This is a genomic window from Streptomyces sp. CBMA156 (genome assembly GCF_014596515.1).
Lineage (GTDB): Bacteria > Actinomycetota > Actinomycetes > Streptomycetales > Streptomycetaceae > Kitasatospora.
Genome location: NZ_MSJQ01000104.1, coordinates 1 through 12,673, shown reverse-complemented (window position 1 = coordinate 12,673; position 12,673 = coordinate 1). Strand labels below are relative to the sequence as shown.

The window sequence follows — 12,673 nt, the reverse complement described above, 5'->3', positions numbered from 1 at the left end:
CGGGCGCTGAACCGGGCCGGGCGGGTGTTCGGCACCGCCGGCCGCCCGTCGGCCGTCCGCCCCGGCCGGCGCCGGGCCGGGGACCTGGCCTTCGCCCTCGTCCTGGGCGGCGTCGTGCTGTGGGGCGTCGTCGACCTCGGCCGCTACCTCGCCGGCCGCACCGGCCTCGGCGTCTTCGGCGAGCCGCTGCTGCTGGGGCTCGCCACCCTCGCCCGGGTGGTCGTGCTGGTCGCGGTGGCCACCGTGGTCTGGGTGCCGATCGGCGTGAAGATCGGCTTCTCGCCCCGGCTGACCAGGATCGCCCAGCCCGTCGTCCAGGTGCTGGCCGGTTTCCCGGCCAACTTCCTCTTCCCCCTGGTGGTCTGGCTGCTGCTGCGCACCGGGGTGTCGATCGACCTCGGCGGCGTCCTGCTGATGGCCCTCGGCTCCCAGTGGTACATCCTGTTCAACGCGATCGCCGGCGCCATGGCCGTGCCGGCGGACCTGCGCGAGGCGATGGACGACCTCGGCGTGCGCGGCCGGCAGCGCTGGCGGCGGCTGATCATCCCCGCGATCTTCCCGGCGTACGTCACCGGCGGCATCACCGCCTCCGGCGGCGCCTGGAACGCCTCCATCGTCGCCGAGGTGGTCACCTTCGGTTCCACCACCCTGACCGCGACCGGCCTCGGCGCGTACATCGCCCGGGCCGCCGAGCACGGCGACCACCCGCGCCTGCTCGCCGGGGTCGCGGTGATGAGCCTGTACGTCGTCATCCTCAACCGTCTGCTCTGGCGCCGGCTGTACCGGCTGGCCCAGCGCCGATACTCGCTGTAGTCCGGAGTCCGCCGATGCGCTTCCCGTTCCGCCGCCGCACCGCCGCCGCGCCCGTTCCCGTGGCTGTTCCCGTGCCCGTGCCCGTGCCCGTTCCCCAGGGCGAGGAGGAGGTGCTGCTGGAGGCCGTCAGCCTGACCAAGGCCTACGCCGGGGCAGCCGGCGAACTGCCGGTGCTCTCCGGCATCGACCTCACCGTGCGGGCCGGCGAGATCGTCGCCGTGCTCGGGCGCTCGGGCTCCGGCAAGTCCACCCTGCTGCGCTGCCTGGCCGGCCTGATCCCGCCCAGCTCCGGCACCGTCCGCTACCGCGGCACCCCGCTAACCGGCGCCAACCCCGGTACCGCGCTGGTATTCCAGACCTTCGCGCTGCTGCCGTGGCTGACCGTCCGGCAGAACGTCGAGCTCGGTCTGGAGGCCCGCGGGGTGCCGCCCGGGGAACGCGCCCTGGCCGCCGCCCAGGCCATCGACCTGATCGGCCTGACCGGCTTCGCGTCCGCCTACCCCAAGGAGCTCTCCGGCGGGATGCGCCAACGGGTCGGCTTCGCCCGGGCACTGGTCGTGGAACCGGACGTGCTGATGATGGACGAGCCGTTCTCCGCCCTCGACGTGCTCACCGCCGAGAACCTGCGCGGCGAGCTGATGGAGCTGTGGGACTCCGGCCAGTTCCCCACCCGGGCCGTCGTCCTGGTCACCCACACCATCGAGGAGGCGGTGCTGATGGCCGACCGCATCGTGGTGCTCGGCGCCCGCCCGTACGGGACCATCCGGGAGACCGTCGAGGTCGCCCTGGAGCGGCCTCGGGACCGCGACTCGGCGGCCTTCGACGAACTGGTGGACCGGGTGTACCGGATCATGACCGGCCGGCCCGTGGACACCCGGCCGGCCGGTCGCGCCGGCTCCGATCCCGATCGGCGCACCGTCGCCGGCACCCCGCTGCCCCCCGCGAGCGTCGACGGTCTCTCCGGTCTCGCCGAGACGGTCGCCCACCGGGGCGGGAGCTGCGACCTGGCCGGGCTCGCCGACGAACTCGGCCTGGACATCGACGACCTACTCCCCCAGGTCGACGCCCTCGACCTGCTCGGCCTCGCCGAGGTCCACGGCGACGACCTGCTGCTCACCGGGACCGGCGCCGCCTACGCCGGGGCCGACGCCCAGGACTCCCGCGCGGTGTTCGCGGCCGCGGCCCTGGAGGTCCCGCTGGTCAAGCTGATCGCCAACAGCCTCGGCGACCGGCCCGGCGCCACCGTCCGCACCGGCTTCCTGCGCGACCTGCTCGGCCGGCACTACACCGTCGAACAGACCGACCGGCAGCTGGAGACCGCGACCGACTGGGGCCGCTACGCGGGGCTCTTCGCGTACGACGCCGACCGGCAGGAGTACCGGCGGCAGTAGCCGTCGGGCGTCCGGTGCCGGGTGGTCTTCGGCCGGACCTCGGCCGGCAGAACCGTCGAACACCTGCGCCCCGTGTCCTCGGCGCCGGAGAATGCCGTCGTGCCCGGCACACCCGTCGTGCCGGCACACCGACCGGACGGAGAACTCAGGGATGCTGGACAGGCGCTCCTTCCTCGGAACCGCCGCCGCGGCCGGCGCCGCTCCGTACGCCGCGCGCGCCGTGCCGGTCGCACAACCGGGGCCGGCACAGCAGCCCCAGCCGCAGGACCAGCCACAGGACCAGCGGCGCGGCCACGAGTCCTTCATGGCCGAGGCGATCGCCGAGGGCCGCAGGCTGGAGCGCTACCCCTTCGGAGCGGTGATCGTCCGCTCCGGGCTGGTGGTGGCCCGCGGGGTCAACGCCTCGGCGGAGAACCCGGCGTACCACGGGGAGATGGTCGCCATCGACGACCACGCGCAGCGGGCGGACGACCCCGACTGGGGCGCCACGACCCTGTACACGACCGCGGAACCCTGCCCCATGTGCATGAGCGCCTGCGCGTGGGCCGGCATCCGGCGGGTCGTGTGGGGGACGTCGATCGAGGGACTGCGCCGCACCGGCCTGGACCAGATCGACCTGTCCGCGACCGCCGTCGCCGACGCCGCGCGGTCCTTCTACTCCCCGCGGCTGCTCCTCGGCGGCGTCCTGGCCGACGTGACCGACGCGATGTTCCGCCGCGCCCAGGCCATCCGCGACGGCGGGACCCCGGCGGGCACGGGCTGATCCGACCGGCTGTCCGGTCGCGGCCGCCGTCCGGTCGCGGGCGGCTCAGCCGGTCGCCGGGCGGTGGCGCACCGCGCGGGCGGTACGGGCGAAGGGCTGCGGGGCGGTCACGCCGGCCGGGGCGGCACCGTCGCCGCCACCGCCGTGACGGTCGGGCAGGTCCTGGGCGATCAGCGCCGCCTCGGCGAGCAGCCCGCGCACCTCGGTGGCCCGGTAGAAGATCCGCGTCCCCTCCCGCCGCGCCACCACCAGCCCGGCCGCCCGCAGTTTCGCCAGGTGCTGGGAGGTCGCCGCGACGTGCGCCCCCAGCAGCTCGGCCAGCTCGCTCACCGGCAGTTCCCGGGCGCTCAGCGCCCACAGCAGCCGGTAGCGCGACGGGTCCGCCACCGCCTTCAGCACCGCCACCGCCCGCTCCGCCGCCTCGGCGTCCCAGGCCTCGTCCCGCGTACCACCCATGAAGGGATCGTACCGAGGTGTGCCCGCGCGCCCGGAGCCGGGAAGACCAGGCCCGGGCGCCGGGGTGCTTCCACGCCGGCCGGGGCCGGGCCCGGCCGAGGACCGAGCAGCGGGCGCCCGCCCTCTGGCCTACGTCAACGATGTCGGCATAGCCTCTCGGCATGAGCGATCGCGTAGTCCCCGAACCGCAGCGACGTCGGCGCCGCCCCACCAAGCAGGGCGTCGTCCTGTCCGCCGAGCTGATCGTCGCCACCGCGATCCGGCTGGTCGGCCGGCACGGCGCCGAGGCGCTCACGGTGCGGCGGCTCGGCGCCGCGCTCGGCGCCGACCCGAGCGCGGTCTACCGCTACTTCCACAGCACCGACGACCTGCTGCTCGCCGTCGCCGACGAGCTCATCGGCCGCGCCCAGCACGGCTGGCAGCCCACCGGCGACTGGCGCGCCGACCTGCGCGCCATCGGCCTGCGCATCCACGCCAGCTACCAGGCCCACCCGCAGGCCGCCATCCTCGCCGCCCACCGCACCACCGGCCGCGCCCACGAGATCACCGCCGTCGAGACGATCCTCGGCATCCTGCGCACCGCCGGCTTCCCCGACCCGGAGGCCGTCCTGATCTACCACGCCTTCGTCGACCAGAGCCTCGGCTTCGCCGCCCTGGACGCCGCCGCCCTCGCCCTCCCGGACACCGCCAGGAACGCCGACCACCAGGTCTGGCAGGCCTCCTACGCCCGCCTCGACGCCGTCGGCCACCCCAACATCGCGGCCACCGCCCACCTGCTCACCGCCGACATGAACCGCAGCGGGTACCCGTACGCCCTCGACCTGCTGCTGGAGGCCGCCGGGGCGCGGCTGCGGGCGGCGCGGGGCTGAAGGCCCCCGTGGCAAGGCCGGCGGTGGTGAGCCCCCGTGCGCTCACCACCGCCGGCCGGTCCGCCCCGCCCCGCCCCGTCTCGCCTCGTCTCGTCCGGTCTCGTCCCGTCCCGTCTCGCGGGCTCAGTCCGCCGCGTGCACCAGCCGCCCGCCGACGTAGGTGCGCTCCACCCGGGCGTGCGCGATCTCCTCCGGCGGGCCGGTGAGGATGTCCCGGTCGAGCACCACCAGGTCCGCCAGGTGCCCGGCCGCCAGCACCCCGGCGTCGTCGTACCCGTTCAGGTACGCGCTGCCGGCCGTGTACGCGGCGATGGCCGAGCCCAGGTCGAGCCGCTGCTCGGGCAGGAAGACCCGCCCATCGGTGGCCTCCGGCTCCATCCGGTTGACCGCCACGTGCAGGCCCGCCAGCGGGTCCGGGCTGCTCACCGGCCAGTCGCTGCCCGCCGCCAGGGTGGCGCCGGCCCGCTGGAGGGCGCCGAACGGGTACTGCCAGGCGGCCCGCTCCGGCCCGAGGAAGGGGATGGTCAGCTCGTCCATCTGCGGCTCGTGCGCGGCCCAGAGCGGCTGGATGTTGGCGACGGCGCCCAGCCGGGCGAAGCGCGGCAGGTCGTCCGGGTGGACCACCTGGAGGTGGGCGAGGTGGTGCCGGGTGCCGCGGCGGCCGTTGGCGCTGCGGGCGGCCTCGACGGCGTCCAGCGCCTCGCGCACGGCCCGGTCGCCGAGCGCGTGGAAGTGCACCTGGAAGTCGAGCGCGTCCAGTTCGGTGACGTACCCGAGCAGCGCCGCCGGATCGACGAAGCTGAGGCCGGAGTTGGCCGTGGCGCAGCCGCAGCCGTCCAGGTACGGGCTGGTCATCGCGGCGGTGAAGTTCTCCGCGATGCCGTCCTGCATGATCTTCACCGAGCCGGCCCGGAACCTCCCGTGGCTCAACTCCTCGCGCCGCCGGACGAGTTCGGGGATCTGTCCGGCGCCGCGGTCCCGGTCCCACCAGAGCGCCCCGGCGACCCTGGCGGTCAGCGCGCCGGAGCGGGCCGCGGCCAGGTAGGCGTCGGACGGGTCCGGCTGGCCGTTGAACTCGCCGAGCAGCGCGTCCTGCCAGCCGGTGATGCCGAGCGAGTGCAGCAGCCGCTGGGCGCGCAGCAGTCCGTCCAGCCGGTCGGCGGCGGTCGCGGGCGGCAGCAGCCGGGCGACCAGGCCGGTGGCGCCCTCCTGGAGCGTGCCGCTCGGGGTGCCGTCGGCCTCGCGCTCGATCCGCCCGTCAGCCGGGTCGGGGGTGTCGGCGGTGACGCCGGCGAGCTCCAGCGCCCTGGTGTTGGCCCAGGCGCCGTGGTGGTCCCGGTTGGTCAGGTAGACCGGCCGGTCGGGGACGACGGAGTCGAGCAGCTGCCGGGTCGGCAGTCCGCCCTCGAAGCTCTCCATCGACCACCCGCTGCCGGTGATCCACTCCTGTTCCGGGTTGGCCTCGGCGTACTCCCGGACACGCACCAGGTAGTCGGCGACGCCGACCGTCCCGGTGAGGTCGCAGGACGCCAACTCGGCCCCGCCGAACACCGCGTGGATGTGGGCGTCCTGGAAGCCGGGCAGCAGCAGCTTGCCGGTGAGGTCGACGACCTCCGTCCCCGGCCCGATCAGCTCCCGGACCTCGTCGTGCCCGACGGCGGCGATCCGCTCGCCGACCACGGCCAGGGCGCTCGCCCGGGTGCGGGCGGCGTCGCCGGTGTGGACGGGTCCGCGGGTGAAGACCAGATCGGCCTCGGTCATGGGTGGTGCTCCGTTCTCGTGTGCTGGTGCCTGGCGTGCGTCGTACGGGGCTTAACCGACGGGATCCCCCAGGAAGTACGGCGAGCGCCGCCGCCAGCGGGCCCAGGCCGCCGCCGGGAGTCCGCTGACGATCATCAGGATCACCACGGACAGCTCGAACCAGCCGTTGTCGGCGGCGAGTTCGAAGTGGTCCGTGGAGTCGTAGAAGGTCCAGGCCAGGTAGCCGCCGACGGCGAGCAGCGCCGCCGCGCCCAGCAGCGGCCCGACCACCGCGCGCAGCCCCTCCAGCAGGTCGGTGCGCAGCAGCCCGCGGAACCGGACGGCGGCCGCGACGGCGGTCAGCGCGTAGTAGAGCGCGACGATGATGCCGATCGCGTTGACCGCGGCCGAGATCAGGTCGTTGACGGTCGGGATGGCGATCGAGACCAGCGCCAGGGCGACGGCGACGGCGGTGATCAGCAGGGTGCCGACGGCGGGCGTGGCGTGCCGGGGGTGCAGCCTGGTCCAGACCGGGCCGAGCACCCGGTCGCGTCCCATCGCGTACATCCCGCGCGCGGTGGGGATCACCGAGGACTGCAGCGAGGCCACCGCGGAGAACATCAGCGCGATCAACGGCAGTGCCGCCAGCGGCTGTTGGGCCAGCTTGGCGCCGAAGTAGGTCAGCCCGTGGGCGCCGTTGTCGGCCAGCTCGTCCATCGGCAGCACCCGCTGGAACGCGGTACCGGCGAGCAGGAACAGCAGCAGCATCACCACCAGGGCGACCATGCCGCCCCGGGAGGCGTCCCGCGGGTCGCGCACCTCCTCGCCGACGCTGAACACCGACTCGAAGCCCCAGTAGCAGAACACCGCCAGCACCATGCCCTGCGCGACCGCGTCGAAGGAGGGGATGTCGAAGGGGTTGAACCACTGGAGCGAGAACGGCTGGTCGCCGGCGAACAGCCCGTACCCGCAGAAGCCGAGCAGCACCGCGTACTCGAACACCAGCAGCGCCTTCTGCAGCCGGGCCGCCAGGTCCAGCCCGCGCACCGCGACCAGCGCGGCGCCCACCAGCACCACCAGGCCGAGCAGGGTGCACTGGACGGTGGAGTCGGCGTCGAGCCGCAGCCCGGCGACGCTGCGCACGTGCGCCTGGTCGAGCAGCTGGATGATCGAGGAGCCGGTGACGGTGGTGGTGTACGCCATGAAGACCACGGTCCCCACGGTGTTCACCCAGCCGGTCAGGAACCCCAGCCAGGGGCTGAGCGTGCGCCCGACCCACCGGTAGCTGCTGCCCGCGTCGGGTTCCACGGCGTTCAGCCGGCCGTACCCGCCCGCGATGGCGAGCACCGGCAGGAAGGCCAGCAGCATGATCGCCGGGAGGTGCAGGCCGACCACCCCGGCCATCAGGCCGAGGCCGATCCCGATGCTGCTGGTGGCGGCCGTGCTGGAGGCGGCGATCACCGCTCCGTCCAGCAGGCCGAGCGACTGACGCATCGCGACGTGGGAGCCACCCGCGTCCGTTCCCGGGCCGCCGTCCGTGTCCTTCACCGTCGATGCCAACGGATCACCGCCTTGGTCGTGGGGTGCGCGTGTGGGGTGCGCGTGTGCGGGGGAACTCCCGCGCCGGTCGGAGGGGGTGACCGGGGCGGGAAGTGCGTGCCATGAAACCGGCGGCGCCACCACACGTCAATGCCGTTGTCATAAGACCGGGCAGCCGCCGCGTCCCCCTCCGGCTCCCCCTCGGTTAACCGCGGATTCACCGGGCGCCGGAAACCACGTTCACCTCGGCCGCCTAGCGTCGTTCCCCGGCTGTGTGCTCGCACCGCGGGGCACCCACCGGAACCCGAGCCGCGCACCAGAACCGCGCACCGGAACCGTGTCGACGAGAGGGAACCACAGATGCTCCAGCGCAACCGCCGGTCCACCGCCCTCGCCCTGAGCGCGGTGGCGCTGGCCGGCGCCCTGACGCTCACCGCCTGCGGAAGCGACGAGAACAAGCCCGCGCCCGGCCAGACGAGTGCCGCCTCGATCGCCTGCGCCGGCAAGGGCGGCACCCTCCTCGGCGCCGGCTCCACCGCGCAGGGCAACGCCATGGACGTCTGGAAGACCGCCTACACCGGCGCCTGTTCCGGCACCACCGTCAACTACAGCGGCGGCGGCTCCGGCGCGGGCGTGCAGCAGTTCAACCAGGGCCAGGTCGCCTTCGCGGGCACCGACTACGTGCTCAAGCCCGCCGACGTGGACGCCTCCAAGGCGGTCTGCACCGGCGGCCGGGCGATCGACCTGCCGATGGTCGGCGGCCTGGTCTCGCTGGTCTACAACGTCGACGGCGTCGACAACCTGGTCCTGGACGGCCCGACCGCCGCCAAGATCTTCGACTCGCAGATCACCAAGTGGAACGACCCGGCGATCGCCGCCCTCAACCCGGGCGCCACGCTGCCGGACGCCGAGATCCAGTCCTTCCACCGCTCGGACGACTCCGGCACCACCTACAACCTGACCTCCTACTTCGCCAAGACCTCCGGCGGCGCCTGGAGCGCCGCACCGGACAAGGCGTGGAAGGGCAGGAACGGCCAGTCCGCCAACGGCAGCGCCGGCCTCTCCGCCCAGATCAAGCAGGTCAAGAACTCGATCGGCTACGCCGAACTGTCCTACGCCCAGATCAACAACCTGAAGAGCGCCAGGATCTCCACCGGCGCCGCCAAGCCGGTCGAGGCCACCACCGCCAACGCCGCCAACACCTTCGCCACCTCCACCGTGTCCGGCACCGACGGCGACCTCGCCCTCTCCCTCGACTACGGCACCAAGGCCGACAACGCCTACCCGATCATCCTCGCCACCTACGAGATCGCCTGCGACAAGGGCAACAAGGCCGCCACCCTCGACACCCTGAAGTCCTTCCTCACCTACACGATCAGCGACGCCGCCCAGAAGGCCATCGGCGAGAAGGGCTACGTCCCGCTCCCCGCCTCCATCGGCGACCGGGTCAAGTCCGCCGTCGCCAAGCTCGCCTGAGACCCGCCCCACCCCACCGCCGGCCCCACCGGGGGCCGGCGGTGCCGGCGTTCCCTCCGGAAGGCGTCAGAGCTCGTCGAGGGGGTCGTCGAGGACACCCTGGCGGGCGATGATGTAGCCGAGGTGGCCGCGGCTGCGGCTGCCGAGGAGTTCGCTGGCCTTCTGGATGTGGCTGGAGACGGTACGGGTGCTCATGCCGAGGCGGGAGGCGATGGCCTCGTCGGTGTAGCCGTTGACCATCAGGCGCAGGACGTTCTGCCGGGTGCGGGTGGTCAGCAGCCGGGGGCGGTGGTGGCCCGCCTGGTAGGTGACGGGCTCGGCGCGCTCCCACATCAGCTCGAAGATCTTGAGCAGGTACTCGACCAGCGGCGGGAGTTGGACGAGCATCGCCGCGGCCTCGCGGTCGGCGCCGGCCGGGATGAAGGCGGTGGTGCGGTCGCAGATGATGACCCGGTCGAAGACCTCGTTCAGGGTGCGCACCTGGGCGCCCTGCGCGGTGACCTGCTCGATGTAGGCGAGCGTCGGGCCGTGCGAGCGCACGGTGTGCTGGTAGAGGGTGCGCTGGCGCACGCCGCGGCCGGCCAGCGCGAGGTCGCGCGGGAGTGCGTCGGCCAGCTGGTCGGGGCCGCGTCCGCCGCCCGGCTGGGCGGTCAGCAGTTCCTCGGAGCAGTCGGCGACGGCCTTCTCCAGCGCCGGGTTGATCTCGTCGCCCGCCAGCAGGCGGATCGGCAGCCTGGAGCGCCGCATGACGTCCCGGTAGGCGTGCTCGGCGACGGTGAAGGAGGTGTGCAGTTCGGCGAGCCGCTCCTGGTGGGCCAGTACGGCGAGTTCGAGCGGCCGGGCCAGTCCGGTGGCCGCGACGTCCGGCGGGACGGCGGCCAGCCGGTCGCCGGAGCCGGGCAGCGGGCGCAGCAGGCCCATCGCCAGCAGGCACTCGGGGGCCTCCCCCCGCGCCTCGCCGTCGGCCAGCGCCGAACGGTAGAACTCGATGCCCAGGTCGCAGAGCCGGGGTGTCCCCGTTTCCGCGCAGTTGTCCTGGGTTGGGCACATCTGGGCATCCTTCCGGCTTCGGCATTGCGGCTTCACGAATGCCCGTACCGGTCACAGCCAGGCATCCGGACCGGCAAGATGGTGGTGACTGCCGTTCAGAAGCCGCCCCCCGGGCTCCGACAGCCGTGAGTGTACGCCCAATGGGCGCGGAAATCACCGGCTGACGGTAGTCGAACGAACACGCGTGCGGGGGCGTCGGCGGTGACGGTCCCGGACACGACCGCACCCGGCGACGGCGACCGGGGAACCGCCGGGAAGCCGCGCCCGCCGCCCCGCCGGGGCGTCCGGAGCGGGGGGTCGGCGGACGGAACGGCCTACAGACGGAAGGCATCCCCAGTTGCGAGCTGAGTCCGACCCGGCGGCACCGTCCGCCACCCCCGCCGGCCTGGTGGACCAGCGCCTGGTACGGCAGTTGGCGGAGGCCGCCGCCGCACAGGTCGGCTCCGGCGCGGTGCGGCTGCTGGGCGAGGGCGGGTTGCTCCAGGCCTACGCCAAGCAGCTGATCGAGGGCGCCCTGGAGCTCGAACTCCGGGAGCACCTGCGCGGTTCCGATGCGGGGGCAGGAGCGGGTGCGGGAGCAGGAGTCGGTGCGGGGAGCGGCGGCAACGGCCGCAACGGGAGCCGGGCCAGACGGCTGCTCACCGAGGTCGGCCCGGTCGAGGTGAGGGTGCCCAGGGACCGCGACGGCACCTTCTCCCCCAAGGCCCTGCTCCCCCGGGCCCGTCGGCTGCCCGGGCTGGACCGGCTGGTGATCTCGCTGACCGCGCGCGGCCTCAGCTCGGGCGAGCTGGTGGCGCACCTGGCCGAGGTGTACGGCGTCGAGCTCAGCAGGGAGACCGTCTCGGCCATCACCGACCAGGTGCTCGACGAGCTCTCCGAGCGGCGTGCGCGGCGGCTCGACCCGGTCTACCCGGTGGTCTTCGTGGACTCGGTGCGCAGCGGCCGCTCGGGCGGGCCGCTGGTGCACCTGGCGCTCGGGGTCTCCGTCGAGGGCCGGCGCGAGGTGCTGGGCCTGTGGCCGGCCGCGGACGGGGAGCAGTGGCCGCGGGTGCTGGCCGGGCTCGCCGGGCGCGGGGTGCGGGAGGTCTGGGTGCTGGTCGGCGGCACCGGCGCGGTCCTGGCCGAGGCGGCAGCCGCGCAGTGGCCGCGCACCGTGGTGCACGGGTCGGTGGCCCACCTGCTGCACGCCGCGCTGCGGCACGCCCCCGGCGAGGACTGGGGGGCGCTCGCGCGGGCGTTGCGCGAGACCTGTACGGCGCCGACCGAGCGGGCCGCACTGGAGCGGCTGTCCCGGGCCGAGCGGGAGTGGGGGCCGGGCCACCGCGAGGTGTTCCGGGTCTGGCGGTCGGCCTGGCCGCTGCTGTCCCCCGGTTTCCGGTTCGGGCCCGAGGCGCGGCGCCTGCTGACGGGCGGGGGCGCGCTGGAGCGGTTGCACGCCCGGCTGCGCCGGATCGAGCAGGCCTCGGGCCGGGTGCAGGACGAGCGGGCCGCACTCAAGCGCGCCTACCTGGCGACCCTCGCCCTGGAGTCGCCGGCCGGAGCCGGACGGCCGTGGGTGGAGGACTGGCCCGCCGTCCGGGAGGACCTGCTCCGGGGCTCGGATCCCGGCGCGGCGGAGTGACCGCCTCCACCGTCCGCCGTCGCCGCTCCGCGCTGGTCCCCCACCACTGATCTGACAGAGCCAGGTGTGCTTTGGATCGCTTCTGTCTGCGTTTGACATCATCTGCCCGGGCTTCCGGTTCCCGCATTGCGTGTTCACGATCACAACCAGAGCTTCCAAGCCCGTTTGGGCCTTCGGCAGGATGCGGGGCAGAGCGAAGAGGGCAGACCGCCCTCCTCAGGAAGAGGATGTCGCGATGACCAACCCTGCCGTTCGCATCCACAAGATGCTCGGGATTCTCGCCGTTCTGCTGACCGCCGTGGTGGGCCTCCAACTCCAGCTCCACACCCAGCCGCACCCGGCCGCGGGCTTCGTCACCGCCGTCGCCGGGCCGCAGGCCGACTCCGGCTGGGGTCCGTGAGCCGAGGCTCCGGCCCGCTCCTCCGCTCCGTCTCTCCACCGTGCCGCCGCTCAGCCCCTGTCCCGCAGTGCTCCGAACAGAGAGGAACCCCGACCATGGCGAACCCGTTCGAGGACGCCGAGGCCAGCTACCTCGTCCTGGTGAACGACGAGGGGCAGCACTCGCTCTGGCCGGCCTTCAGCCCGGTGCCCGCCGGCTGGCAGCAGGTCTTCGGCACCGCCGGACGGCAGGACTGTCTCGACTACGTCGAGCGGAACTGGCAGGACCTGCGGCCGAAGAGCCTGATCGCGCACCTGGCCGAGAGCTGATCCCGGCCGCCGCGCACCGCCCGCCGGTCCGCCGGCACCACCGCGCTGCCGTCCCCCGGCCCTGAGCCGCGAGGCCGCTCACCCGGCCGTTCCCGCTCCGGCACGGAACGGCACGGCACGTCCCGGCGCAGCCCCACTCACCCGGAGCCCGCCGGCACCGGCACGCCACCGCAGCACCCACGCCACCGCAGTGCCCACACCTCCGCAGCACCCCACGCCGCGCGGCCGCACCGTCACGCCGCCGGCG

General features: G+C 74.1%; 12 protein-coding genes. 8 read left to right on the top strand and 4 right to left on the bottom strand.

Features of this window, described 5'->3' with window-relative positions; translation table 11 throughout:
- The 3 genes from BU198_RS08945 to BU198_RS08935 form a co-directional block, all read left to right on the top strand.
- On the top strand, positions 1–813 hold an 813-nt coding region (locus BU198_RS08945; protein WP_188296310.1), incomplete at its 5' end, for an ABC transporter permease subunit.
- A gap of 83 nt (positions 814–896) precedes the next feature.
- Entirely contained in the window at positions 897–2,204 is a 1,308-nt protein-coding gene (locus tag BU198_RS08940) for a nitrate/sulfonate/bicarbonate ABC transporter ATP-binding protein (protein WP_317620035.1), read from the top strand.
- A gap of 151 nt (positions 2,205–2,355) precedes the next feature.
- Positions 2,356–2,967 (top strand): nucleoside deaminase, encoded by a 612-nt coding sequence (locus BU198_RS08935; RefSeq protein WP_223244135.1) that lies wholly within the window; start codon positions 2,356–2,358, stop codon positions 2,965–2,967.
- Between the two features lie 45 nt (positions 2,968–3,012).
- Here the strand turns inward: BU198_RS08935 and BU198_RS08930 are convergent, their stop codons facing one another.
- Complete coding sequence (locus BU198_RS08930; RefSeq protein ID WP_188296308.1) at positions 3,013–3,423, bottom strand: ArsR/SmtB family transcription factor; 411 nt, start codon at positions 3,421–3,423, stop codon at positions 3,013–3,015.
- Between the two features lie 161 nt (positions 3,424–3,584).
- Between BU198_RS08930 and BU198_RS08925 the strand changes: the two genes are divergently transcribed.
- On the top strand, positions 3,585–4,292 hold the full coding sequence (locus tag BU198_RS08925; protein WP_188296307.1) for a TetR/AcrR family transcriptional regulator: 708 nt from the start codon (positions 3,585–3,587) through the stop codon (positions 4,290–4,292).
- A gap of 123 nt (positions 4,293–4,415) precedes the next feature.
- Here BU198_RS08925 and BU198_RS08920 read toward each other — a convergent pair whose 3' ends face one another.
- Together BU198_RS08920 and BU198_RS08915 are read right to left on the bottom strand one after the other, a co-directional pair.
- The gene (locus BU198_RS08920; RefSeq protein ID WP_188296306.1) at positions 4,416–6,053 is read right to left on the bottom strand and encodes an amidohydrolase; all 1,638 of its coding nucleotides are present in this window, start codon (positions 6,051–6,053) and stop codon (positions 4,416–4,418) included.
- A 51-nt stretch (positions 6,054–6,104) separates the two neighbouring features.
- Positions 6,105–7,526 (bottom strand): APC family permease, encoded by a 1,422-nt coding sequence (locus BU198_RS08915; RefSeq protein ID WP_188296312.1) that lies wholly within the window; start codon positions 7,524–7,526, stop codon positions 6,105–6,107.
- Positions 7,527–7,931: 405 nt separating this feature from the next.
- On the opposite strand from BU198_RS08915, the gene pstS reads away from it, so the two are divergent.
- Positions 7,932–9,047, top strand: a complete 1,116-nt coding sequence (pstS, locus tag BU198_RS08910; RefSeq protein WP_188296305.1) for a phosphate ABC transporter substrate-binding protein PstS — start codon at positions 7,932–7,934, stop codon at positions 9,045–9,047.
- A 66-nt stretch (positions 9,048–9,113) separates the two neighbouring features.
- On the opposite strand, the gene BU198_RS41955 is transcribed toward pstS, so the two are convergent.
- A complete protein-coding gene (locus tag BU198_RS41955; RefSeq protein ID WP_223244134.1) occupies positions 9,114–10,097 on the bottom strand; it encodes a helix-turn-helix transcriptional regulator in 984 nt (327 codons plus the stop codon).
- A 337-nt stretch (positions 10,098–10,434) separates the two neighbouring features.
- On the opposite strand from BU198_RS41955, the gene BU198_RS08900 reads away from it, so the two are divergent.
- The 3 genes from BU198_RS08900 (at position 10,435) to BU198_RS08890 (ending at position 12,426) form a co-directional block, all read left to right on the top strand.
- Entirely contained in the window at positions 10,435–11,718 is a 1,284-nt protein-coding gene (locus tag BU198_RS08900; protein WP_188296304.1) for an IS256 family transposase, read from the top strand.
- Between the two features lie 235 nt (positions 11,719–11,953).
- Positions 11,954–12,118 carry a hypothetical protein gene (locus BU198_RS08895; RefSeq protein WP_188295314.1) on the top strand — a complete coding sequence of 55 codons (165 nt, stop codon included), beginning with the start codon at positions 11,954–11,956 and terminating at the stop codon, positions 12,116–12,118.
- A gap of 95 nt (positions 12,119–12,213) precedes the next feature.
- Positions 12,214–12,426 carry an MbtH family protein gene (locus tag BU198_RS08890; protein ID WP_188295315.1) on the top strand — a complete coding sequence of 71 codons (213 nt, stop codon included), beginning with the start codon at positions 12,214–12,216 and terminating at the stop codon, positions 12,424–12,426.
- Positions 12,427–12,673: the final 247 nt, after the last annotated feature.